This is a genomic window from Haladaptatus sp. CMSO5 (genome assembly GCF_036689885.1).
In the GTDB taxonomy this organism is placed as follows: Archaea; Halobacteriota; Halobacteria; order Halobacteriales; family Halococcaceae; genus QDMS2.
In genome coordinates, this window is record NZ_JBAHVW010000001.1 from 1,519,064 (window position 1) to 1,542,580 (window position 23,517).

Sequence of the window (23,517 nt, forward strand, 5' to 3'; positions counted from 1 at the left end):
GTGACCGGAATTGCCGGTTCGCTTACTCAGTGTCGCGAGCCGCCCTGAACGCCGGTGTTCCCTGATCGTGCAATTTCCGCGAGACGGCGGCCACATCGGTCTGGAGATTGTCGTGATACTCGATAAGTTTCTGTTCTAACTCGGGGGACGACCGGGCGAGCAGTTGGGCCGCAGACAGCCCAGCGTTGAACGACTTCCCGGCATCGACCGCGACGATGGGCGCGCCCGTTGGCATCCCAATCACCGAGTCCACCGACTTCTCTTGGACGGGGACGCCGATCACCGGAATCGGGTAGGCGAGCGACGCCGTCATGTTCGGGAGGTCCGCAGATTTCCCGCCTGCCCCGGCGATAATCACGTCGAGCCCGCGGTCGCGTGCGGTCTGGGCGTACGCGTACATCAACTCGGGGGTCCGGTGGGCAGAAATCACGTACGTCTCGAAGGTAAACTCCGTGTCCGGCGGATTCTCGTAGTCGGTGACTTCGGCAAAGCCGAGGCCCGTGAGTGCTTCGTGTGCGCCAGCCATCACATCGAGGTCGGAGTCGGACCCCATGATGATGCCCACGTCGGGGGTGTTTTCTTGGTCGCTCGCTGCTTCGCGCTCAAACTGGTCGATGAGGTCTTGGATTGCGTCGACGGTCATTGGGTGAAGGTGAGGTTGTCGCGGATGGTTCTGATGTGGGCTAACAGGTCGTCGCCAGCTTCGTTCTCGTTGCCAATCAAGGTGAGGTGTCCCATCTTCCGGAGCGGGCGCACCTCACGTTTCCCGTACCAGTGGAGGCTGACGCCGGGTTCTGCGAGCGCGGTTTCGACCCCTGAGAGTGCTGCGGGTTCTGGTTCTGCAACATCCCCAAGGATGTTCGCAGAGACGGTCGGACAGCGCAGTTCCGTAGAGCCAAGCGGCAGGCCGACCACGGCGCGGGCGTGCTGTTCGAACTGTGAGGTCACCGCGCCCTCGATGGTCCAGTGGCCGGAGTTGTGCGGGCGTGGGGCGATTTCGTTTACGAGAATCTCGCCGTCTGCGGTCTCGAACAGTTCGATGCCGTAGACGCCGCGTCCTTCGAGAATTTCAAGGACGGATTCGGCCACGTCGTGCGCTCGCGCCAATACGGCGTCGGAAGCGCGTGCTGGGACGACGGTTTCGCGGAGAATCTCCTCCTCGTGGACGTTCTCTCCGGCGGTGTAGGTCGCCACTTCGTCTGTGCCTTTCACGGCAATCACGGAGATCTCGCGGACGAACTCGACCATCTCTTCTACGAGCGCGTCGCCGCCGACTTCGTCGAGCACTTCCGCTGCGTGGTCGGGCGATTCGACGGGCAGGTTTCCGCGGCCGTCGTAGCCGCCTTCCCGGGCTTTCACCATCGCCGGATACCCGAACTCCTCGCACGCCTCGCGGAGTTCGTCTGCGTCCGCGACGGCTTTGAAATCGGGCACCGGCACGCCGTGGTCTGCGAGTCGGGTGTTCTGGACGAACTTGTCCTGAATCATGCGCAGGGTGTCCGGGGTCGGATGCACCGGAATGTCGAACTCCTCGCGCACGTCGTCTAGCACGTCTGGGTCTGCGAGTTCGATTTCGAAGGTGAGCACGTCGGCGCGGCGGGCGAGTTCGCGCACCGCTTCGGGATCGTCAAAGTCACCAACGAGCGTGTCGCGGACGGTTGGGGCCGCCGGGGGATCTGGGGTCGGGTCGGAGACGATGACTTCGATGCCGAGTGGAGCCGCCGCCTCGCCAATCATGCGCCCGAGCTGCCCACCGCCGACGATGCCGAGCGTCGGGCCGGGTGACGTGAGTTTCATCAGTTATCCGGCGTTTTCGATGGAGGTAGAATAAGCGTTGTCACCTTGGGTCGCAAGTGGGGAGACGGTCGCTTGACTTGCGCTGTGAGTGGTTAGTTGAGATACGAGTCGTCGATGAAGATGACGATGGTGTCCGCCCAGAGGCGGAACTCATGTTCGTGGGCGGTGTAGCCTTCGAGGTGCGGTTCGAGCTCCTCTTTATCCCACTCGTAAGCGATGACCACGGGTGGCATCTCCTCGATTTCACCGGGATCGGTGCCTGGTTTCGTGCTCGTCACTTCCGCGCCGTCGGCTTCGAGATACCACGGTAAGGGCAGGCGGGTGTGCCACGCCGGACCGCCCGGTGGTGGAGACAGCGTACTCGATTCGTTTTCGACGTAGAAGCGCGTCTCGGTGCTCCCCGACGGTCTCGTGCCGTAGAAGAGCACGTCAGCGCCCTCTTCGTGGGTCTCTGCGACGACCGAAATCTTGTCGAGGCTCTCACGGAGGTCGTTGTGCGGTTGGGCCCACTGGAGGAGTTCTTTGTTCTCCTCGTTTGCCGAGTTGATGTAGGACACGTCAACGGCCGTCCCAACGCTGAACCCGGCGACGAAGAGGATGATGATAGCGGTCATGGCGACGCTCACCGTGTCTTCGTCTTCGAACGCTTCGCGGCCCCAGCGGATGATGAGCGAGACGCCAACCGCGGCGGGGATGGCGAGCGGGACAATCGCGTTCACGGTCGCCCACGGCGCCATGATGTCGGTCACGATAGGGTAGCCGAGGACGGAAACGAACCCCCAGTACGCGCCGAGTGCGACGAGGTCTCGGGGACCGTCTTTCGCGTAGCGGTCTGCGATGAAGCCAATGATGGCGAACGCAACGAGCGGCCCCGCGCCGTAGAGCAGCGTTTCTGCGAAATCACCGAGGAACGGGATATAGGCGTGGTCCTGATGGCCCCCAGCAACCCAGAGGCCGTAGAACTCCTGCCACGACCCGACTGTCGCCTGTTCGACGACGGCGGGGAGGAGCGTCGGATTCGAGAACATGGTATCGAAGCCAACGCCCGTGCCGCCGGCGCGCGGGGCGTAGAACACGACGATGATGACGATAAATTCGAGAAGGCCTACGGCGAGCGGGATGGCCCACGCGCGAAGCACGTCACGGAACCAGAAGCCGTAGTCCACGAGCTCCTGTTTCCACGAGTGTGGGAGGCGGTCACGTGCTCGAAACAGGCGGTGGTCGAGGAGCAAGACGGCCGCCCCAGCCCAGCAGACGGGGTAGAGAATCGCACTTTCTTTGGCCGTAAAGCCGAGGGTGAACGCGAGGACGCCGACGTAGAAGTAGCGGTGGCGACCTGTGTCGTACGCGCGGACGAAGAAGCTGAGCGCCATGAGCATGAACGCGGCGACGAGGAGGTCGTTGCGCATGAACCGCGAGTAGTAGAGCAGCAGTGGGTTCAACGCGAGAATGCCGGCTAACACGGCGACTTCGAGGTCGCGGAGGTGTTCGCGGAAGTTCCACGCCGAAAGCGGGAGTATCCCGCCGATGAGCGCGACGATGAGGCGCATCGAGAAGTCAGACGGGCCGAGCAGCGCGAACATGTACTTGTTCACGTGAAACAGAAACGGCCCGTGGACGATGGCGCGATACTCCCAAACGCCGGTTTCTGCGTAGCGGAGTGTCCAATAAGCGACGCGGCCTTCGTCCCAGTGGGCGACGCGGTCACCGAGGAAGATGAGGCGCGCGACGAGTGCGACGGCGGCGATGGCGACGACCGCAAAGAGGAGTCTTCTGCGGCCGTCAGAGCGAGGGCGAGAGTCGTCAACCGTTGCCATTGCCCCATCAGAGCGCACGAAGGGGTTAGAATCCTTCTGTTTGTCAAGCGCGCATTTCACCTATCGACTCGCAGGCGATACCGGGAACGGTACTTCTTTTAATGCCCTACTCCACCGCGAACACATGGTAACGCTTGGGTTGGTGGTCGCGCAGTTCAACCGCGCAATCACCGAGCAGATGGAGGAGTTGGCGCGCGAGGCCGCCGCAGACCGCGGTGCGGAAATCGCAGACACCCTCGCGGTGCCGGGTGCGTACGACACGCCCCTCGCCGCAGACCGCCTCGCCCGCCGCGACGACATCGACGCAGTCGCGGTTCTCGGGTGTATCATCACTGGCGAGACGAGCCACGACGAAGTCATTGGCAACGCCGCCGCCCGAAAGCTCACCGACGTGAGCATCGCGCGCGACACGCCCGTCACCCTCGGCATTGCGGGGCCGGGCATGTCAGCAGACCAAGCCCGAGCACGTACCGACATGGGTGCCCACGCCGTCACGGGTGCCGTAGACCTCGTGGAGGAACTACAATGAAATTCGCAGACAGAGTAAGACGTGTTGAACCGAGCGCGACCCTCGCCATCTCCAACCTCGCTTCCGAGTTGGAGGCAGACGGCGTGGACGTCGTGAACCTGAGCGTCGGTGAACCCGACTTCCCAACCCCCGAAAACGTGATTCAGGCTGGCAAGGACGCGATGGACGCCGGTCACACCGGCTACGCTCCAAGCAACGGAATTCCCCAACTCAAAGCCGGAATCAAGCAGAAACTCGACGCAGACGGCCTCGACTACGCGGAAGACGAAATCATCGTCACGCCCGGCGCGAAACAGGCGCTCTACGAGACCGTCCAGACGCTCATTCAAGACGGCGACGAAGTCGTCCTCTTAGACCCAGCGTGGGTCAGCTACGAAGCGATGGTCAAACTCGCCGGTGGCGACCTCAAACGCGTCGACCTCGCCCCACACGACTTCCAGCTTGAGGCGGGCCTCGCTGACCTCGCGGAAGCCGTCACAGACGACACCGACCTGCTCATCGTCAACTCCCCGAGCAACCCGACCGGTGCGGTGTACTCCGACGCCGCCCTCGAAGGCGTTCGCGATCTCGCCGTCGAACACGACATCACGGTCATCTCAGACGAGATTTACGACGAAATCACCTACGGCGGCGTCACCCAGACGAGTCTCGGCACCCTTGATGGCATGGCAGACCGCACGGTCACCATCAACGGCTTCTCGAAGGCCTACTCGATGACTGGCTGGCGGCTTGGCTACCTCGCCGCGCCGAAAGCCCTCATCTCTGAGGCTGGCAAACTCCACTCCCACTCGGTGTCCTCTGCGACCCACTTCGTCCAGTACGCCGGCGTCGAAGCACTCGCCAACACCGACGAGGTCGTAGAAGAGATGCGCGCCGCGTTCGAAGAGCGCCGCGATTTCCTCGTGGACTTGCTCGCAGACCACGGCGTCGACGTGGCCGTCCCCGACGGCGCGTTCTACATGATGCTCCCCGTCGACGACGACGATTCGGCGTGGTGTGAAGGCGCAATCGAAGAGGCGCACGTCGCCACCGTCCCCGGCAGCGCGTTCAACGCACCGGGCTACGCGCGTATCTCCTACGCCAACAGTAAAGAGCGCCTGCAAGAGGCCGTAGACCGCCTTGTCGAAGCGGGCTACCTCTAACGACGCTCGTTCCGCCTCCTGATTTTCACCGGAAATGCGGTGTGCTTTCCACTAGTACTGCTCAGTAATACTGACTGGTAAAACCGGAGTTATCGGGTCGTCTCGAACGCCGCTCGCAGTGCCTTCACTTCGGTTAACACGGCTTGCCACTGCGAGAGGCTACCCGGAATCTCATCAACGGTCGCGTGTTTGTCTACGAGCGCCCGAACGTCGCGCGGATTTTCGATGTTCGAGAACCGAATCGCACCGCCACCGGCGGCTTCGACGCCGACCGAACCGTAGCCGAACAGCGATCCCAACACGCCCTGAGAGAAGGCGCTGTTTTGCACCCGTGACATCGAGACGCGCCGAACGTTCCGCGAGAGAATGCCCGTTTTGCGATACAGCGCGGTGTTCGTCACGACGTACCGAGTGTTCACCACCGCGAGGTACGCAGCGCCCGCGAGCGCCACCCCGAGGAGCGAGGGCACGACGATGAGCGGTTGGTCGAACGCAATCGCAGCGGCGACGAGGCCGCCGACGAACACCGCCGCGAGAACGAGCGCTGGAAGCACCGTCGTCAGGCGCGGGTGGCCCGACCACAGCACGTCTTCGCCCGCGTCGAGCACGAGCCACTCGTCGTCGCTCATGGGCGGTTCTGCGGGGAGTTCGTCTCCATCGCCTGCCGCATGGCCCGAAGCTCTGTGAGGATCTCATCAAGCACGGCGGCTTTGTCGTCTGCCTCGCCGCCCCGGCCTTCGCGGCGGTTGATGCGCTCGTTGATGAGCGACTGGAGCTGTTGGGGTTCTGCGACGTTCTGGAAGCTTAGTTCGACGCCAGCTCCACCGGCCGTCGAAATGTCCACCGCGCCGTAGCCAAACTGCGACCCGAAGAACGTCTGGCGGTACGACGTGTCCTGCACCTTATCGAACTCGATGCGCTGGACACTCCGTGAAAGCACGCCGGTTTTCTTGTACAGGGCGCGATTCGTCACCACGAAGTGCGTGTTTGTGTGCGTGAGATACGCGCCTATGACGATTGGAATCCCGACCAAGACGAGCATCAGCGGGATGCCAACGATGAGCGAGGGAACGAGGCTGTAGGGATGGGGCGTGTCCGCCCAGAGAATCTCCTCGCCCTCGTCTACGGTGAGCCAATCGAACTGTTCGTCCATGGCTGGTTATATCACGTTACGCGGATAACTGTTGGCTGTTTCGTCATGGGTTTCTCCCCGCAAACAGGCAACACACTCCGTCGATATTGGGCGGAGCGACTCGGCGTCCCGGTGAGCGCATTCGAAAAAGCTGACCTCGCCATTGGAACCGCTGAAGAACGCGGAGTCCACCTGTTTCGCCACGGAGAGGCGCTGGTTGTCACCGCGCCGTCGCCTCATCTGAAAGCGGTCGAACACAACGTGTCGGCACTCACCGCTCTCGATTTCGACTCCCGAGACGCCATCAGCGATTGGTTCGACGGCTTTGTCTCCCTCGAAGAACTCCTCGGTCCCGCATTCTACGGCTACACGGACAGCGAAGGCTTCGCTACTGTGAACTCGGCTGCTCGACTCCTCGAATCGACTGACGAAGCCGCCTACGAGGCGTTTCGTTCGAGCATTCCAGAAGACGAGTGGGACGCGGGTGGAACACCGTTCGCTCTCGGAACCACTGTTGGCCTGTTTGAGGACGACACGCTCGTCGCTGTGGCCGGATACACCGTGTGGGACGACTGTATCGCCCACATCTCAATCGCGACACATCCTGACTACCGAAACGCTGGCAATGGTCGGGCAGTCGTTTCACGAGCCACCGAACGGGCGCTTGCTGCGGGACTCATCCCACAGTACCGGACGCTCGACGAGTGGCCGTGGTCGGTCGCGCTGGCTCAGAATCTTGGCTTCGAGCGGTTCGCAACGTCGTATCTCGGCGTGGTCGAATAAGAACAGAAAGTTCGGACGAACTAGCACCGTTCGTTACAGATTTTCTCGATGATTCGGCCAGTTGAGAGCAGTTCGCCCTCGAATTTTGTGTCTCGAATCGACGCGCGTCGAACATCACACTCGATACCGCGACCAGCAAGGGCGTCTGCAATCGCCGCCTCGTCGTGGTGTTGGTCGTGGCCGAGGACGATGATGTCCGGTTGGATTTTCTCAATTGGGACGAAGATATCCTCTAAGTGCCCGAGGACGGCGTGGTCAACGCAGTTGAGTGCGGCAATCATGTCGCGGCGCTGTTCGTCGGGGAGAATGGGTTTCTGTTTGTGCGTCACGTTCGCCCGGCGGGCGATGATGACGTAGAGTTCGTCACCCATGGCCGCCGCTTCCTGCAGGTAGTGGAGGTGGCCGGGGTGGAGAATATCGAACGTACCCTGTGCAATTACCGTCGTCATTTGAGTTCCTTGTCGATGTCTTCCTGTGTGAAGTCGAAGAACGATTCGTCGGGGAGAGAAACGTCCAACACCGGGAGGTCGCGGCGGTTGCCCTCGCGGTCGAACGCTTTCCAGTCGTCGCGCCCGTACGGCGCGCCGATGATGATGTGGGCTTGGCCATTCCCAAAGGTTGCGAGGTCTGCGTCACTCGGCCTGAGGACGCCGTTTGGATGCGAGTGTACCGACCCGATGGCGCGCATGTCGTTCGGAATCATGCTCGTCCGAATCGTCGCGCTCACGGAGTTCGATTTGGTGCCGGGGATGACGAGTACGTCGGTGATGACGACGCCTTCGTCGTCCAGCCCGAGGTCGGCCGCGCGTTCACCTCGCAGGAGGCCCATGTACTCGTTCGGGTGCGTCTCTCTCGACGCTTCGAGCACGAATTCGAGCGTCTCCTCGGCGATACCGAGAACCTCACTCGAACGGAATAGCCGCATGACGTTCACTCCGAGAGCGCGCCTTCTAAGCGTTCCGGAAGGGGTGCGCAGGCCGTTGCCGAGTGCCGTACACCTATCGGGTCGTGTGCGAAAGTACCACACATGGACTTTCGACTCACTGCAGACCAACGTTCGCTCCGCGACACCGTCCGCGCGTTCGCCACAGAGGAAATCGAACCGCGTGCTCGTGAGTTAGACCAACAGGATGAGTATCCCGCCGACATTCTCGCTGCACTTGGTGACCAGCGACTGACTGGCCTGACGCTCCCAGAGCAGTACGGCGGTCGAGGCGAGGGACTCGTCGAACTCTGTCTCGTGGTCGAAGAACTCGCCGCGGCGATGATGCCCGTTGCGAGCGCGCTTGCCCTCCACCTCGGGGTAGCCACAGTCATCGAACGCTTTGGGAGCGATGCGCTCAAAGACGACCTACTCCCGGAGTTGGCACGCTTCGAGACGGTCTGCGCGCTCGGCCTCAGCGAAGCGAACGCCGGAAGCGACAAACTGGCGATGGAGACGGAGGCGACACGAGACGGCGACGAGTGGGTCATCTCCGGGCACAAACAGTGGGTGACGAACTTCTTCGAAGCCGACTACGTGCTCACCTACGCGAAAACCGGTCCCGAAGAGGCGGCTCCCGAAAACATCAGTGCCTTTCTGATTCCGACTGACGAGTTTGAGGTCGAAACCGTCTGGGACACCCTCGGCGCGCGAAGCGTCCCTTCCCCGAAGGTCACGCTCGACGCGGTTCGCGTCCCCGACAGCCGCCGGGTTGGTGACGTTGGCATGGCCTACATCCAGCGAAAGACGGTCAACACCGGCGTCAACGTCCCTGCTCGTGGGGTTGGAATCGCCCGCGCCGCCCTCGAAAAGACGGTCGCCTACACGAGCGGCCGCGAGCAGTTTGGCGGCCCGCTCAGCGACTTCCAAGGACTTCGCTGGCGGGTCGGTGAGATGGCCACTCGCGTGGACACTGCCCGCCTGTTGACGCTTCGCGCGGCAGCCCGCGCCGACCGCGGCGACCCACTCAACGGCGCGATGCACATGGCGAAAATCCACGCAACCGAAGCCGCCGTCGAAAACGCGAACGAAGCGATGCAGCTGCACGGCGGCCTCGGCTACACCACAGAGTGTCACGTAGAACGGTATCTCAGAGACGCAAAACTCCTCACAATCGCCGGCGGGCCGAACGAAGGTCACCGCGACGCGCTTGCGACAGCGGTGTACGATTCAGTGCAGTAGCCCACTCGCCTAGCCCCGCGTGCAAGAGAGACCGTTTGCAAAGCGTTAAACGGAGCAAAGCCAAACGGAAAATAAGAATGTCATCACCACCCGACGCCGGCGATTCTGCCGGAACAGGTTCTTCTGACCGGGTTGTTGTCTATGACCTCGCCGCGGAATGTACGCTTTCAGACGTCACCGCCGAGGAGTACTACCACGCAACCGTAAACGGGGTCGTCGATTACGGCATCTTCGTCGATATTTCAGACGACGTGTCCGGCCTCGTCCACGAATCACAGCTCAACGCAACGTACCAGGTCGGCGACGAACTCGTCGTCTACCTCACCGAAATCCGTGAGAACGGCGACCTGAGTTTCACCGTTGGCGACCTTCCGGAGTACGAAACGGTCACCGTCGCCCACGACTACGAGATTTCTGACGCTGACTCACTCTCGCCGTCTTCGACCGACACGGTTCATTTAGAAGGCGAAGTCGTCCAAATCAAACAGACCGGCGGCCCAACCATTTTCCAGGTTCGCGACGAGACGGCCGTCGTGCCGTGTGCCGCGTTCGAGGAAGCGGGCGTCCGCGCCTACCCCGACATCGAAGTCGGCGACGTCGTCCGTGTCACGGGTGTCGTCGACTCGCGCGACGACGCCGTGCAGGTCGAAGCCTCCAACATCGACCACCTCGACGGCGAGGAAGCAGCGGAAGTCACCGCCCGTCTCGACGCCGCGCTCGACGAGCGCTCGCAGGTCGAAGACGTCGAACCGCTCATCGACTGGCCCGCATTCGAGAAGCTTCGCCCCGACTTAAAGCGCGTGGCGTCGCTGCTCCGCCGGACGGTGCTCGAAGGCCGCCCCATCAAGATGCGCCACCACGCAGACGGCGACGGCATGTGCGCAAGCGTGCCCGTCCAGTTGGCCATCGAACGGTTCATCGAGGAAACCCACCAAGACCCATCGGCCGCCCGCCACCTGCTCAAGCGTCTGCCGAGCAAGGCGCCGTTCTACGAGATGGAAGACGTCGTGCGCGACCTGAACTTCTCGCTCGAAGACCGCGCGCGCCACGGTCAGAAGCTTCCTCTCCTGCTCATGCTCGACAACGGCAGCACCGAGGAGGACATCCCGGCCTACCAGAACCTCGCCCACTACGACATCCCAATCGTCGTCGTTGACCACCACCACCCCGACCCCGAAGCGGTCGAACCGCTCGTCGAGGAGCACGTCAACCCGTACATGCACGACGAGGACTACCGCATCACGACGGGCATGATGTGCGTCGAACTCGCCCGGATGATTTACCCGGGCATCAAAGACGAACTCAATCACGTGCCAGCCGTTGCGGGTCTCACCGACCGCTCGAAAGCCGAGGTGATGGACCAGTACATCGCCCTCGCCGAGGCAGAAGGCTACTCCGAGGAAGACCTCTGGGACATCGGTGAAGCCCTCGACTACGAGGCTTACTGGCTCAAGTACAACGACGGTCGTGACCTCATCAACGACATCCTCAACGTCGATTGCGACGACGAAGAGCGCCACCGGAAACTCGTCTCGTTCCTCTCCTCGCGCGCAGAGCGCGACGTAGAGAAGCAACTCGACTCGGTGATGCCACACGTCGAACACGAAGTGCTCGACAACGATGCCCACCTCTACCGCATCGACTTAGAGCGCCACGCCCACCGCTTTACCTACCCGGCACCCGGGAAGACCACGGGCGAAATCCACGACCGCAAGGTCAAAGAGACGGGCGAGTCGGTCATCACCATCGGCTACGGGCCGGACTTCTCCGTGCTCCGCTCTGACGGCGTCCGCCTTGACATCCCGAACATGGTCCAAGAACTCCAGACGGAGGTCAAAGGCGGCGGCGTCAGCGGTGGCGGCCACCTCGTCGTCGGTTCGATCAAGTTCGTCAAAGGCATGCGCGAAGAAGTGCTCGACGCGCTCGTCGAGAAGATGGCAGCCGCGGAAATAGACGAAGAACTCCGCAGCACCGTCGCTACCCACGACTAAGCCTCGAAGCGGATTTTTCTCCCCGCTGCTCCCGCGCCGAGTGCCGACAGGGCAACCGCCGCAACCATTCCACCCGAGAGTCGCCACGAACCGCCGCGCCAGTCTGCGTCGAATACGTCCGAGTAATACGCGCCAACGTCGCTTCCGTGGAGGACGACGACGACCTCTCGATTCTCGCGCAGCGCGTGGTCGTTCCAGTTCAGACTTCCGAGGACGACGGTGTCGCCGTCGATGAGGACGCCTTTCGCGTGAATCTTCTCGAAGCGTCCGCGCGGTTCTGCGACCCGTGCTTCGAGCGACAGCCCATCTCTGTCGGCGCGCTGGTTGAGCCACCGCACAAGTTCGCGGTTCTCCTCGCGGACGTACCACGCCCCACTCAGTAGGATGCGAACCTCGACACCGCGTTCTGCGGCGCGAAGCGCGGTGCGGAGCAGCGCGTGGTCACGACTCCCGATGGTGACCTGCTCTACCAGAAGCGAGTCCGTCGCGTTGTCGATGTGGGCGACCAATTGCGGTTCTGCGTTGTCAGGCGTGACGAGTAGTTCGACGCGCTCTGCGTGCATGTCAGCGGGTGAAAACTGAGAGGGGTACGAGCCGTTTGCCCGCGGCGCGGTGACGAACTCGCGGCTGTCTCGAACCGCTGACCACGGCGTGGTGTCCCGCCACCCACTGTCCGCAGCGAACGTGTCTGCAAGCGCCGCTGCGAGCGTGGCATTTCTGACTTCGACACCCCAGCCGCGACTCGCGTTGCCACCAACGCCCGCCGGTTTCCAGTTTTCGGTGAGAACCAGTGCCCGCGAATCGACGACGGCGTACTTCGCATGGTGAAAGGAGTAGCGGGCGCGGTCGCCGCCGATGAGTTTTACTGGAATACCTGCACCGACGAGTCGGTTGAGTTCGTCCCGTTCTCGGGCCGTTATCCCACCGACTGGTTCGCGGTCGAGCAATACGCGAACGGTGACGCCGCGCTGTCTCGCGGCGATGAGCGTGTCGGTGATTCGGGGCGACGAGAAGGTGTACCCCGCGAGGAGAATTCTGTGGTTTGCCGCGTGGATGGAGTCGAGTGTGGCGTTCGGCGCGTCCGGCAGGACGAACGTCGTGACGGTGGTGTTCTGCACGGAGACGGGCAAGAAATCGGTTGCTCCGAGGGGTTCCCACGCCCAGCCGCGTTCGGTTCGCACCCAGCGTTCGCTCTCTGGGGCATTTTGGTAGCTCACCCGTGCGACGCGGTTTCCGCTTTTTCGGAGTGTGAGCGTCTCGCCGCCGTTTGCGAGTTCGAGCGCGCGAGGGAGCGCGAGAATTCGATGGTCGGTGAGATTTGACACGCGGTCGGGATGCGCCGTCAGGGCGACGGTTCCGTGCAGGTTCTCGGTGGGCAGCGAAACGGTGTCTTCGCCGTCAGTGAGCGTCCAGTTGCCGGAGGTGTGGGCAGGAAATGAGATAACGACGAACTCGCCTGCGTCGTCGTCGGCGACTGGATTCGGGTAGACCGCGACGAAGCTGGGCGAGTCGCTACTCGCCCCAGCCGTGGCTGGGACAGCTGTGAGAACGAGTACGAATACGAGAACCACGCGGGCGAACACGCCCCGGAGTGGCCCCGGCTTCGTTCAAAAAGGTTCGGCTGGTTAGGCCGCGGGTTCGCTCTGGACTGCGAGCGCGTCGTCTGCCTTCTCGGCTTCGACCTGCACGATGTAGGACTTGTCTTCGTTGTAGCGGGCGACTTCCTCTAAGGCGGCTTCCGTGCCAATCTGGTTGAGCGCCCACGCGGCACTCGCGCGGACGTTGTCCGATTCGTCGTCGTCGAGCACGTCGCCGAGCGGGGAGACGGCACGAGTGTCTCCGAGCAGGCCGAGCGCGCGGGCGGCCTGACTGCGGACGCCTTCGTTCTCAGCGAGGAGGTTGTTGGCGATGACCTGGGTGGCTTCTTCGTCGCCAATCTCGCCAAGCGCCTTCATCGTGACCTTCTGGAGCTGCGGGTCGTTGTCGGCTTCGACGTACTCGAGCAGCGTGTCGAGGGCGTCTGGGTTGCCAATCTTCCCGAGCACCTCAATCTGTGGCTTCTTGCGCTTCTGGGCAGGGCCGAGCATGGCCTCGTAGGCCTCCGGCGAGCCCAGGCGCTTTAGCGCCTCGATGCACCGTTCCTGCATGAAGTTCGATTCGAGCATGTCGAGCGCGAGGAGAATCATCTCCGGGTTGTTCCCCTGCTCGTAGATGCGGACCGCGGTGAGTTCCGGCGGGTAGTCTTTGCGGTTTTTCGGCGTGAGAACGTCGTAGAAGCCCTGTGCATCGAGCTTTTCGACGACGGTGAGGTCGTCCCACTCTTGGGCGTCCGCTAAGTCCTGTTTGAACGCCTCGGTCGCTTCGACGAGCGCGGCGATGGTCTCTGCGTCCTCATCTGCGTCGAGGTCGGCGCTCGAAATCGCCTCTGCGATGTCGTCAAGCGTGCTGAGCACGTCGAAGTGCGAGGGGCTTTTGACGCTAAAGGAGGCGTCGAGAATCTCGCCCATCGCGTCGGCGTAGGACTCGGTGGCTTCGACGACTTCGTCTTCACCTTGCTCGGTCCACTCGCCGTCTTCGATTTTGGTCTTTGCCTCTTCGATGTCGCTCACGACGTCTTCTGCGTACGGGCCGCGAGCGTCTTCGAGCGCGTCGCGCAGGTCGCTCAGTGTCGATTCCAGTTCCTCGCGGGGGTCGTCCTCGTCGTCCTCCGGTTCTGGGAGGTCTGCGGCTTCGAGGTCGGCTTCGATGGCGTCGAGCGTCGCCTCGACGTCGTCTAAGTCCGACTCGGTTTCGGCCGCGTCGAGGGATTCTTCGGCCTCGGTGAGGCGTTCCTCGAACGACTCGGGTGTTACGGCGGGTGCGTCCTCCGCGGGGGTCTCTGGTTCCTCGTCCCCGTTGCTCATATACGTGAACTTCCGGCAGGTCAACCTAAGAGCGTTTCCCTTCGGGCTTATCGCCAGTAAAAGCGCGGGGCCAACACGAGGTAGGCAACAGCGGCCACCAACAGGGCTTTCGGGAAAATGCGGTCGAGTGTGAGGGGGGCAAGAATGGCGAGTGCCTGAATCACACCCATCGCAATCGCGTCACGGGCGTACAGTTCCGGATACTGAATCGTCGTCACCATCAGGTAGGCGAACACCCCAGCGAGCGCGACGAGCAGCGTCGCGTGCTGGAAGCCCGCGAGATACACGACCGCGAGAATCGTCCCGGCAAGCGTCGATTGGACGCCTTCGGTGGTGTTTTTAGCCACGTCGTAGGCGGTGTACAGGCCGAGGCGGATGACCGCGGCGGCGACGAACAGTGCGGGAAGGGCGAGTGCGGCGATACCTCGTGGCGAGAGGTCACCGAGAACGAGCCCCCACTGGGCGTTGGCGACGCTCACGACGAACAGTGCGGGTGCGACGCCAAAGGAGGCCACGTCCGCGAGCGAGTCGAGATAGTCACCGACAGGTGTTCCGCCCATCTTGCGGGCGATAACGCCGTCTAAGCCGTCGGCAACGGCGGCGAGCAGTATCAGTCGCGCGGCGAGTGCGGGGTCTACCATCGCCACGGCCGCGGCGAGAAAGCCGAGCGCCGCGTTGGAAACCGTGACCACGTCTGCGAGACCCAACCGCCCGACGAAACGGGGCTGCATACTCTGGCGGTAGAGAGGTTCGGCCTTACCTCTTTATGTTCGGACACGACCAATCAGCGAGCATATATTGTTCCGGCGGTGAGCCTCTGGTATGCACCGGCGTGCGTTCCTCTCAACCGCCGCAACCGCACTGACCCTTTCTGTGGCTGGCTGTACGAGTTCGGGCCAGCCAGACGAGAACACTGACTTCGACATCGGTATGTCAGCAAACCGGTTCGAGCACCCGAACGACCCCTATGAGGTGCCCGTAGGCGAGCCAATTGTGTGGAAGAACACCGGTGGGCGGACCCACACCGTGACGGCCTACGATGCCGACATTCCCGAGGGCGCAGCCTACTTCGCCTCCGGTGGCTTCGAGTCAGAGCAGGAAGCCCGCGACGCGTGGATGGGCGACCTCGGCGGCTCGATTGCACCGGGCGAAACCTTCGAGTACACCCCGGAAGTGCCGGGCGAGTACACCTACTTCTGTGTCCCCCACGAACCCGGCGGCATGATTGCGACGTTCGTCGTCACTGAGTAACACGGTCGGCACGCCGAGTCCACAAAAGAAAGAGTACGGCTTACTCTTCGGTTTCTTCGTCTTCGTCCGCTGCGACTTCTTCTGCAACGTCGTCTTCGTCAACGCTGACAGAGGCTTCTTCCTCGGCCTCAACCTCGTCTGGGTGGGCTTCGAGGGTGAACTTCTGGATTTCGACGCGGCGCAGTGGGTAGATGGTCTTCGCCTCTGCGTAGATTGCAGAGGAGATGCGACCGTCTACGATGCTGTCGACAATCTGCTCGTAGGTGTGGTCCTCAATGGTCTCTTCGACCATCGTGATCATCTGCTTGCGGATTGCGTGTTCCTGACTGTGGTCTGCGCGCTTGGTCGTGAGCGCGAGTGGCTGAATCTCGACGCGGTAGCCATCTTTCGTGATGGCCGTGATGTTCGCGTCGATTTTCGAGGCACCGCGGCGGACGAGGCTGCGCAGGTAGTCGCGGGTGAGTTCGTGTTTGACGAACTCAGTGTACGCGGCGTCGCTGCCGACGTCGTTCACCTTGAAGGTGAGTTTGGTGTTGTTCTTGCTGGCGTCGTTCGTAAGTTCGCCAAGCGTCGTTTCGATGGTTCGGTCGTAGACCTTCTCGGGTTCGTCAGCAGGCGTCTGACCGAGCTCTGCGCGGTCGAACTGCTCAGGTGCGAGCACCTTGTACCAACGCTTCTGCTGTTTTCGTCGAGAAACGGATCGTTCACTCATTGTTGGATTCTGTTTTCGGGTTGTTCGTAAGCTGTGCTGCCACCGTGAGGTTCACCACGTAGTCGTCAACGGTCGACTGCAGGCCGCCGGTCGTCTCGCGCTCGACGGTCATCTCGATGGTATCATCGGTGACCGTCATGCGCATCTCTGGCGTGTTGTCCGGCGCGAGCGCCGCCGCAACCTGTGCGGCGTGCTCGTGCGTTGTCCGGATGGTGGCGCGCTTCATTGCGCCTCCCGGAACGCCGTGACGAAATCTGTTGCCGACACGTCGGCTCCGAACTCGGCGTAGCCCTGTCTGTCGCGGCCGCCGCCGGTTCCGGAGACGGCGGTCGCGGCGGTTGCCATCTGCTCGCCAATCTGCCCCTGTTCTTCGGTCGCGCACGCGGCGGCTTTCCCTTCCGAGACGACCAGCGCAACGGGTTCCGGCGAGCGGAAGTCCCGAAGCAGGCGGGCCGTCGTGCGGACGGGTGCCGGGTCTCCCTCTGCAGACTCGATGCGTGCGACGAACAGGCCGTCGTACCGGCCGGTCGTCGCCCCGCGAAGTGCGGTGTGCGCCCGTTTTGCGTGGGCGCGCCACGCGTCTAAGGCGGGCGTTTTCACATCGTGTCCGAGGGCGAGCGCGAGCGCCGTGCCGGGCGCTTCGCGGGCGACCACGTCGAGGACGTCTGCAAACCCCTCGACCGTGGCAAACGGGCCGTCGGTCGCGTGGGGGTGCAGCGCGCGCTCGACTGCCTCTGCGGCTCGTGGCGTCGCCCCGTCAGCCGAGACGGTTTCGAGGGCGAGCAACGAGGCGAGGCGTCGCTGTGCGCGCGTGTCGAGGTCAACAGGTAACTCGAGGTCAGCAAGCGACGCGGTCACGGCTCCTTCATTTCCGGAGAACGAGGCGTGAGCGAGCGTCGTGTGTGCGAGGCCGTTTGCGAGGTCGGCGGTCGGAATTCCGACGCCGGGTCGCTGGGTCACGAGGTCGCGCGACTGTGCGCGTTCGAGGACCTCTGCATACTCGCTTGGATGCCCCTCTGCGGCGACAACGCCCGCGAGGGCGAGTACCGGGTCGGGATCTGCAGCGAGTTCGCGGGCCGCGGCCTCTGCAAGAACGCTTGCTGGCTCCGTGCTGGCGGCGATGGCACCGTCGTACGACGGGTGAGTCCCGCCGACGAGGAGTGTGGTGACGTCGTCCGTGTTGTCCGGTCGCGCGAGGTTCCCAGAGCGGGCAACGCTCGCTTGGAATGGGACGCCCGCATCGCTCAACGCGCGGGCGATGAGGCCCGTCGCGGCGAGCGCATCACCGTCTGCGTGGGCGACGAACCGAACAAAGTCGGCGTCGCGGCAGAGCGCAGCGATTTCACTCGCGTCGGGGGCGTCTGGTCCAGTGCGACCGGTTGCGGACATGGATTACGCGAGAATCTCTTTGGCGTCTTCGTACTCGTACTTGAAGTCCGCCGCAAGCTTGTCGCCGCGGTAGTACGAGACCAGTCGGCGTACTTTCGATTCGGTGTTCTGGAGCGCGCGCTTGTTCTGGTGGTCGTTCGGGTTCTCCTCCATGTGGTCACGGAGGCGCACGGCGCGCTCCATGAGGTTACGGAGGTCTTCGGGGAGGTCACTGGTTGCGTCATTCTCGTCGAGAATTTCGGTGACCTTCTTGCCCGTCGCCAGCTTGACGTTCGGGACAGGCGTGCCCTGAACACCCTCGTCACGGAGTTTGAGTCCGATGACGGCTGGGGTGTGACCCTGTTCTGCAAGTTCGACGACGCGTTCTTCGACTGCGTCTGCGTCGACGTCGCTCCACTCCGGTGGTTCATCAGCCACGGGTCGGTCCGATTTGGACGAGCCGCGGCGTCGAGTGTGCATTCGTGCCATAGTTGAGGATAGGAACCGCACAGACCGCTCTAGATGTTTCGGCGCGGGACGCGCCGGACACTACCGCAATCCCTGAGCCGTGCAATGGCACGGCGATGTCAGATTTGCGGCCGTGTTGTTCCCACGAGTAGTTCACCTCCTGAGCCACTAAACGGTTTCTATGCGGATTTTCCGGGCACGCGAGGGTGGTTCGATGGGTTTATGAACAACCGCCGGAAAGCGAATATTGCTGACGCGGGCTTGTAGATCAGGGGTAGATCACTCCCTTGGCATGGGAGAGGCCCCGGGTTCAAATCCCGGCAAGTCCACTTCTTCACTTCACTACGTTTCGTTCAGTCGTGGACTTGCCGTACCTCGCAAACGCTTCGCGTTTGCTCAGTCCCGGCAAGTCCTCAGCGATTTCAAAATCTAACACGACGAGCGCAGCGAGTCGCTGTGTCGCGTACGTATTGTACGATGCAGTCGGGATTTGAAGCCCTGAAAGTCTCGTGAGCAGAGCGAATGAGACGACGGCAGAACGTGTTCTGCCGGGAGTCGCAGTACCCGAACGAAGTGAGGGGAACCGTCTTTCTCCGGGTTCAAATCTCGAAGCGACAGAGCCGCGTCTACCTTCGGGAACTTCGTTTCCACTCAGTCCCGGCAAGTCCATTGCAACTAATCGAAAAAGTCGCTCGATGAATTACCATTTCTGACCATCAACTCATAGATTAGTACCTTCGCAAAACCAGGTAGCACAGTGTTTCAGATAATAACGCGAGGCTGAGCGGGGCTATCGTAGTACGGTTTTGAGTTGATTTGCAGAATATTCAGCGACGAACTGCCGTTTATCTCACCCAAGTAAGTAGCATTGAGTTACACTTGTGACACGTCTGCTATCTATCGTATAACTAACACCGGACTATTCGTAGTCGGGTTGTCATGAAGCAGAGAATGGCAGGGGTGAAGGTCGCCCAATCTGTAATCCGGTCGCCGGAGACGTTCTATGCGGGTCTCGAACCGTCCGGAAGCTATCGCTTCCCCCTGATTTACGCTGCCGCATCAGCGTTGCTTGGGGGGATTGTGCTTGGGGGGTTGAGCCTCGTGTTCGAAGTGGAATTGCTCACGGACACCCTCCGAAGCCTATCGGCTCGAATCCTCGTGTTTGCCGCGCTCGGCTATCTCGCCTTCCTCAGCCACGCGCTCGGGACGCACGTTGCCGCGGTCGTGTTCGGCGCACACGGCTTTCACAAGACCGTCGAGGCGATGGCGTATCCAACCGTGTTGCTGCTGACGTTCGCGTGGGTTCCCGCCATCAACCTCGTCGTTGGACTCTACGGCCTCTCGTTGCAGGTACAGGGACTCAGGAAGCTCCACCGGATGAACGGGGCGCTCGCGCGAAAATCGGTCGTGCTCGGCCTCGTGTTCGGTGTCGTGTTCCTCCTCGCGTTTATCGCCATTATCGGTGCATTGGCCGTGCTCATTCTTCCTCCCGGAAGCCTGAGCTGACGGCTCATCCAGCGCCCTTGTCCAGTAATACTCGCAAGTACGACTGGACAGTAACACTGCATTCGGCCGAGGTATCCACTATGTTCATCACGCCTGCGAAACGTGGTGTAGCCAATGAGCGAGGAGGGACTCACCGTTGAAACCCAGCCTGCAGAGGCCGTCTTTGCACTGCTCTCGAACGATACACGAATCGAAATTCTTCGGGTGCTTGCCGCCGCAGACGGGCCACTGCCGTTCTCTGAACTCTACGACCGCGTCGAGCTGCGCGACTCTGGACAGTTCAACTACCACCTCCAGAAGCTCGCGGGCACGTTCGTCAAACAGGGAGACGATGGGTATGAACTCACCATCGCGGGCATGCAGGTCGTCGGGGCGCTCATCGCCGGAACCTACACGGCGACCGCCACGCTCGACCCAATCGAACTCGACGACCCGTGTCCGAAGTGTGGGACTCGCTCGGTTGTCGTTACCTACAATGACGAACACGCCCACGTCAACTGTACCGCCTGTGACGAGTTTCACAACCAGTACTCGTTTCCACCAGGGACGCTTAGTCAGTACGACCGGGCCGAACTTCCCGCAGCGTTCGACCGCTGGATTCGCGTCCTCTTCTACCAGATTACCGCGGGATTTTGTGTGAACTGTGCTGGCCGGCTCTCGGGTTCGCTTGATGCTGCCCACGACCCACCCCGATTCGAGTGGCGGTGTGAACGGTGTGGTGATATCGCCATTGCGGAGGCGTCGTCGCCTGTGTTCTTCCACCCTGCGCTCCAAGGCTTCCTCTACGACCGCGGAATCGACCCACAGGAAACGCCAACGTGGCGATTGTTTGGGTCAGACGAACTGGAAATCACTACAGACGACTCCGGCGTGACGATTGCAATTACGATAGATGGCGAAACACTGACGGCGACGATAGATACAACGGGCACAGTCACGAGCGTCAATCGAACCGACCGTTAATAGAAAACACAGCGTCCGTCGCACCTAGAATTATCACGGAGGGCGATGAGCACTCTAGCGATGGATTCAGACACCTATGACGACCTCATTCAGTCGCTGACGCCCCACGAAGTTGCAGGTGGCGTGACGACCTACCGGAACACGGTGCGCATCGCGTGTCCTGCCTGCGACAAACCGTTCGACGACCTCGTCGTCTGCGAAGACGAGTACAACAGCCTCGAACTGAGTCGGTTGCTCGACCTCTGTGTCTCGACGCACTACGACGACGTGCTGTTGTTCACCCACCAACAGTGAGCGACCTGTAATTGAACCTAGCTTTTTGGACTGTCAGCGCGTCTGTCTAGATATGAACAACACGCACCCTGCGAGGATGACAGCGAACGAGATTCACGAACTGCTCGACCACGGCGGCTCGGGTGTGCTTTCGCTTGCAAGGGACGGAGACGCCTACGCGATTCCAATTTCCTACGGCTTCGACCCCGGTTCGACTCGATTCTACTTTCGCCTTGGCTACGGCAAAGAGAGCGAAAAACGCGGCTACGTCGAACACACCCAGACAGCGAGACTTGTCGTGTACGAAAACGTAGACGACGAGTGGAACAGCGTCATCGCGGCCGGAACGCTGCGCGAGATTTCAGACAACGAGTTGAACCTCGAAGTCGTCCGCGCGCTTCGCCAAGCAGACCTGCCGCTGCTCGATATCTTCGACACGCCACGCGACGAACTCGTATTCTCGATGTACGCCCTCGACGTGGCGGAGTTGACGGGGCGGAAAACGGCTGCTCACTCAATGTAGCGCGGCGATTCTTCCGTGTCGTCGGCCGCCTCTGCATTTGCGCGCTCCTCGCGCATCCGCTCTACGTCGTCTTCTCGAATCCGCACTGTCAAGACGGGTGCGTCTGCATTTCTGACGACTTCTTCTGCGACACTGCCAAGGATGCGCTTGTGCTCCCCCGTCCGCCCGTGGGTTCCCATCACGATGAGGTCGATATCCTCTTCGTCTGCGTATTCGAGAATCGCCTCGTGTGGGACGCCTTGGAGCAGTTCGTAGATGGTTGGAACGTCCTCGCCCTCCGCTTCGATGCGCGATTCGACCGTGGCCAGCGCGCGTTGGCCCTCTTCGATGAGCAGGTCGATGATGCGTTGTTGGGTTTCCTCGGGGAGAATGATGTACGACCGTACATCGACGATGTAGACGACGTGCACCGTCGCGCCGCTTTGTATCGCCTGATAGAGACATTGGGTGAGTACGTTCGACATCCCGAGACTCCCATCAGTTGGAAACAGAATTTTGTCGTACATCTCGGCTACTGATACTGTCGCGTGGGAACGATATAGCCTTCTTGCTGGTTATAATTCTGACACATCAAAATGTTATTATTTAATCAATTACCAGATTATTTTATTGTCTGACAGACTATGGTTGTACTAATGACTGGGCCATCTGGGCTGCGAGCATTCATCTCGCGCTCTCTCACTCGTGACGCTCGTGGACAATCAGCCCCCCTTGGCACTGCGCTCTTGCTGATGATCGTGCTCCTTGGAACGACAACCGTCGCCGCCTTTGGTGCAATCGTTTTAGAAGATACTCAACAACAATCGGAACTCGACCGCGCGGAGCAGTCGATGACGTTGTTCGATTCACGTGCCGCTATGGTCGCCCTCGGGTCGTCTAGCCAACAAAACCTCGGATTTCCGAATGCAGACGGAACGTACAATATCCGAGATGATGCGGGTTGGATTCGAATCACTCACAACAATTATACTGGAACTGGGGGGGATGAGATAATCTATAATCAATCGCTTGGTGCACTGGTTTATCAAACAGGTGACGCAGAAATAGCCTATCAAGGAGGCGGTGTATGGCGAAAAGATAGTTCTGGCGCGGTTCGATTGATTTCCCCACCTGAGTTTCACTATCGTCAAGCAACACTCACGCTCCCGATTATCAAAACAACCGGAACGGGGAGTACATCTGGGTCGACTGATGTGACTATCGACTCTATTGTGCAGGGTAGAGAGATTTTCCCGAACAGCACAGACAGTTACAGCGATGGTGTGACGGAGTATAACAATCCCTTGAAAAATGGATCGGTCAATATCACTGTGAAGAGCCCGTATTACGAAGGCTGGGCAGAATATTTTGTGTCGAGAACGGATGGGAAAGTAAGCACGAACCCAGCGACACAAACGGTGACGCTCCAATTGGAATCGACCGCTGATGCCCTCGGAGATTTTGCCATCCCTGAAAAGGGCGGCTCAATAGAAGTTCCATATATGAGTTCGGAGCACAAGGTGAACAAGTTCAATCTCACTATTGCTGGAGATAAAAATGGGTTCAACCAGCTACATTGGTCATTGTACAACCAAGATAGTGCAGACGTACAATTCGAACTACACATCGCGTCCCAACAGAAGCTTTGTACTGGCGGGTCTGGGACCGTGGATTTGAGCATCTATTACTACAATTCTTCATCAGGTGAATACGCCGAATGGCAGAACTCGAGCATTGATCCAGTCGTGGATGGCGATCCCGGAAATCCAAACTTCAAGGTGAACTGCTCGACTCAAGAACTAACGTTAGATCTTACTTCCGACACGAAGCTCACCTATTCCGATATCGACACCCAGGGTACCGATAATAAGTGGAAGTATCAATCTGAAATCGTCTCGAGAAGCGTGAATGAAACGATGAAAATTGATAGCCACGAAAATGCAGATTGTATCGCGTCTTGTGAGGCAACGAAAGAATACCCAGAGTACACAAGTGAGGTCGATGGAGAGAGCCTCAATTTCTTAATTAATCACTACTTCTCTGACATGGGACCGACGTTCAGACTAACAGTTCACGAAGGACCGGGTAATGGTAATAGTGGCAGGGTAGATGCCGGAAATTCGTACGGCTCGCTCGACTATGATGTGACGGACAATCCAAAATTCATCACGTTCCTCCACATCACGGAAAACGAGATCGCAGTCAGGTTGGACTGA

General features: G+C 60.8%; 25 protein-coding genes, 1 tRNA gene and 1 pseudogene. 12 read left to right on the forward strand and 15 right to left on the reverse strand.

Annotation, left to right across the window (positions count from 1 at the left end; all coding sequences use genetic code 11):
- Positions 1-22: 22 nt before the first annotated feature.
- The 3 genes from purE to V5N12_RS08135 form a co-directional block, all read right to left on the reverse strand.
- Positions 23-643, reverse strand: coding sequence for a 5-(carboxyamino)imidazole ribonucleotide mutase (purE, locus tag V5N12_RS08125; RefSeq protein ID WP_332898656.1), 621 nt, complete (start codon positions 641-643; stop codon positions 23-25).
- The gene (locus tag V5N12_RS08130; RefSeq protein ID WP_332898657.1) at positions 640-1,797 is read right to left on the reverse strand and encodes a 5-(carboxyamino)imidazole ribonucleotide synthase; all 1,158 of its coding nucleotides are present in this window, start codon (positions 1,795-1,797) and stop codon (positions 640-642) included. The genes purE and V5N12_RS08130 overlap by 4 nt, the downstream gene beginning before the upstream one ends.
- Before the next feature lie 92 nt (positions 1,798-1,889).
- Positions 1,890-3,614, reverse strand: a complete 1,725-nt coding sequence (locus tag V5N12_RS08135) for a flippase activity-associated protein Agl23 (RefSeq protein ID WP_332898658.1) — start codon at positions 3,612-3,614, stop codon at positions 1,890-1,892.
- A 124-nt stretch (positions 3,615-3,738) separates the two neighbouring features.
- Between V5N12_RS08135 and ribH the strand changes: the two genes are divergently transcribed.
- Together ribH and V5N12_RS08145 are read left to right on the forward strand one after the other, a co-directional pair.
- Entirely contained in the window at positions 3,739-4,143 is a 405-nt protein-coding gene (gene ribH / locus V5N12_RS08140) for a 6,7-dimethyl-8-ribityllumazine synthase (protein ID WP_332898659.1), read from the forward strand.
- Positions 4,140-5,285, forward strand: a complete 1,146-nt coding sequence (locus tag V5N12_RS08145) for a pyridoxal phosphate-dependent aminotransferase (protein WP_332898660.1) — start codon at positions 4,140-4,142, stop codon at positions 5,283-5,285. Before ribH ends, V5N12_RS08145 begins: the two co-directional genes overlap by 4 nt.
- Before the next feature lie 89 nt (positions 5,286-5,374).
- Here the strand turns inward: V5N12_RS08145 and V5N12_RS08150 are convergent, their stop codons facing one another.
- Together V5N12_RS08150 and V5N12_RS08155 are read right to left on the reverse strand one after the other, a co-directional pair.
- On the reverse strand, positions 5,375-5,914 hold the full coding sequence (locus V5N12_RS08150) for a PH domain-containing protein (RefSeq protein WP_332898661.1): 540 nt from the start codon (positions 5,912-5,914) through the stop codon (positions 5,375-5,377).
- Positions 5,915-5,937: 23 nt separating this feature from the next.
- Positions 5,938-6,438: pseudogene (locus V5N12_RS08155) on the reverse strand (PH domain-containing protein); the annotation flags it as partial.
- A 111-nt stretch (positions 6,439-6,549) separates the two neighbouring features.
- Between V5N12_RS08155 and V5N12_RS08160 the strand changes: the two are divergent.
- Positions 6,550-7,200, forward strand: a complete 651-nt coding sequence (locus V5N12_RS08160) for a GNAT family N-acetyltransferase (RefSeq protein ID WP_332898663.1) — start codon at positions 6,550-6,552, stop codon at positions 7,198-7,200.
- A 20-nt stretch (positions 7,201-7,220) separates the two neighbouring features.
- Here the strand turns inward: V5N12_RS08160 and V5N12_RS08165 are convergent, their stop codons facing one another.
- Both V5N12_RS08165 and V5N12_RS08170 read right to left on the reverse strand, forming a co-directional pair.
- Positions 7,221-7,649: an adenylyltransferase/cytidyltransferase family protein gene (locus tag V5N12_RS08165; protein ID WP_332898664.1), complete on the reverse strand. Its 429-nt coding sequence runs from the start codon at positions 7,647-7,649 to the stop codon at positions 7,221-7,223.
- Positions 7,646-8,125, reverse strand: coding sequence for a Mov34/MPN/PAD-1 family protein (locus V5N12_RS08170; RefSeq protein ID WP_332898665.1), 480 nt, complete (start codon positions 8,123-8,125; stop codon positions 7,646-7,648). The genes V5N12_RS08165 and V5N12_RS08170 overlap by 4 nt, the downstream gene beginning before the upstream one ends.
- Positions 8,126-8,227: 102 nt before the next feature.
- On the opposite strand from V5N12_RS08170, the gene V5N12_RS08175 reads away from it, so the two are divergent.
- Together V5N12_RS08175 and V5N12_RS08180 are read left to right on the forward strand one after the other, a co-directional pair.
- The gene (locus tag V5N12_RS08175) at positions 8,228-9,364 is read left to right on the forward strand and encodes an acyl-CoA dehydrogenase family protein (protein WP_332898666.1); all 1,137 of its coding nucleotides are present in this window, start codon (positions 8,228-8,230) and stop codon (positions 9,362-9,364) included.
- A 77-nt stretch (positions 9,365-9,441) separates the two neighbouring features.
- Positions 9,442-11,355: a DHH family phosphoesterase gene (locus tag V5N12_RS08180; protein WP_332898667.1), complete on the forward strand. Its 1,914-nt coding sequence runs from the start codon at positions 9,442-9,444 to the stop codon at positions 11,353-11,355.
- Here the strand turns inward: V5N12_RS08180 and V5N12_RS08185 are convergent.
- From V5N12_RS08185 to V5N12_RS08195, 3 genes are read right to left on the reverse strand one after another with little or no spacing between them, the layout of a single operon-like run.
- On the reverse strand, positions 11,352-12,938 hold the full coding sequence (locus tag V5N12_RS08185) for a phospholipase D-like domain-containing protein (RefSeq protein WP_332898668.1): 1,587 nt from the start codon (positions 12,936-12,938) through the stop codon (positions 11,352-11,354). The genes V5N12_RS08180 and V5N12_RS08185 overlap by 4 nt on opposite strands.
- Positions 12,939-12,980: 42 nt before the next feature.
- Entirely contained in the window at positions 12,981-14,258 is a 1,278-nt protein-coding gene (locus tag V5N12_RS08190; RefSeq protein ID WP_332898669.1) for a HEAT repeat domain-containing protein, read from the reverse strand.
- Between the two features lie 47 nt (positions 14,259-14,305).
- Complete coding sequence (locus tag V5N12_RS08195; protein ID WP_332898670.1) at positions 14,306-14,989, reverse strand: protein sorting system archaetidylserine synthase; 684 nt, start codon at positions 14,987-14,989, stop codon at positions 14,306-14,308.
- 91 nt (positions 14,990-15,080) lie between these two features.
- Between V5N12_RS08195 and V5N12_RS08200 the strand changes: the two genes are divergently transcribed.
- Complete coding sequence (locus tag V5N12_RS08200) at positions 15,081-15,509, forward strand: cupredoxin domain-containing protein (RefSeq protein WP_332898671.1); 429 nt, start codon at positions 15,081-15,083, stop codon at positions 15,507-15,509.
- A 40-nt stretch (positions 15,510-15,549) separates the two neighbouring features.
- Here the strand turns inward: V5N12_RS08200 and V5N12_RS08205 are convergent, their stop codons facing one another.
- Genes V5N12_RS08205 through V5N12_RS08220 form a run of 4 tightly spaced genes read right to left on the reverse strand, consistent with a single transcriptional unit; the run spans position 15,550 to position 18,078 of the window.
- The gene (locus V5N12_RS08205) at positions 15,550-16,221 is read right to left on the reverse strand and encodes a 30S ribosomal protein S3ae (protein ID WP_332898672.1); all 672 of its coding nucleotides are present in this window, start codon (positions 16,219-16,221) and stop codon (positions 15,550-15,552) included.
- Positions 16,214-16,447, reverse strand: coding sequence for a KEOPS complex subunit Pcc1 (locus V5N12_RS08210; RefSeq protein ID WP_332898673.1), 234 nt, complete (start codon positions 16,445-16,447; stop codon positions 16,214-16,216). Before V5N12_RS08210 ends, V5N12_RS08205 begins: the two co-directional genes overlap by 8 nt.
- On the reverse strand, positions 16,444-17,610 hold the full coding sequence (locus V5N12_RS08215) for an exonuclease RecJ (RefSeq protein WP_332898674.1): 1,167 nt from the start codon (positions 17,608-17,610) through the stop codon (positions 16,444-16,446). The genes V5N12_RS08210 and V5N12_RS08215 overlap by 4 nt, the downstream gene beginning before the upstream one ends.
- A gap of 3 nt (positions 17,611-17,613) precedes the next feature.
- Positions 17,614-18,078: a 30S ribosomal protein S15 gene (locus V5N12_RS08220; protein WP_332898675.1), complete on the reverse strand. Its 465-nt coding sequence runs from the start codon at positions 18,076-18,078 to the stop codon at positions 17,614-17,616.
- A 236-nt stretch (positions 18,079-18,314) separates the two neighbouring features.
- Here V5N12_RS08220 and V5N12_RS08225 point away from each other — a divergent pair.
- The 5 genes from V5N12_RS08225 to V5N12_RS08245 all read left to right on the forward strand — a co-directional run bounded on the left by V5N12_RS08225 (position 18,315) and on the right by V5N12_RS08245 (position 21,322).
- A tRNA-Ala gene (locus V5N12_RS08225) sits at positions 18,315-18,386 on the forward strand.
- Between the two features lie 622 nt (positions 18,387-19,008).
- A complete protein-coding gene (locus V5N12_RS08230) occupies positions 19,009-19,563 on the forward strand; it encodes a hypothetical protein (RefSeq protein ID WP_332898676.1) in 555 nt (184 codons plus the stop codon).
- Between the two features lie 114 nt (positions 19,564-19,677).
- Entirely contained in the window at positions 19,678-20,526 is an 849-nt protein-coding gene (locus tag V5N12_RS08235) for an ArsR/SmtB family transcription factor (protein ID WP_332898677.1), read from the forward strand.
- 60 nt (positions 20,527-20,586) lie between these two features.
- Positions 20,587-20,820: a DUF7385 family protein gene (locus V5N12_RS08240; RefSeq protein ID WP_332898678.1), complete on the forward strand. Its 234-nt coding sequence runs from the start codon at positions 20,587-20,589 to the stop codon at positions 20,818-20,820.
- Between the two features lie 52 nt (positions 20,821-20,872).
- On the forward strand, positions 20,873-21,322 hold the full coding sequence (locus tag V5N12_RS08245) for a pyridoxamine 5'-phosphate oxidase family protein (RefSeq protein WP_332898679.1): 450 nt from the start codon (positions 20,873-20,875) through the stop codon (positions 21,320-21,322).
- On the opposite strand, the gene V5N12_RS08250 is transcribed toward V5N12_RS08245, so the two are convergent.
- Positions 21,310-21,828 carry a universal stress protein gene (locus V5N12_RS08250; protein ID WP_332898680.1) on the reverse strand — a complete coding sequence of 173 codons (519 nt, stop codon included), beginning with the start codon at positions 21,826-21,828 and terminating at the stop codon, positions 21,310-21,312. The two genes, V5N12_RS08245 and V5N12_RS08250, sit on opposite strands and share 13 nt — an antisense overlap.
- 129 nt (positions 21,829-21,957) lie before the next feature.
- Between V5N12_RS08250 and V5N12_RS08255 the strand changes: the two genes are divergently transcribed.
- On the forward strand, positions 21,958-23,517 hold the full coding sequence (locus V5N12_RS08255) for a DUF7289 family protein (RefSeq protein WP_332898681.1): 1,560 nt from the start codon (positions 21,958-21,960) through the stop codon (positions 23,515-23,517).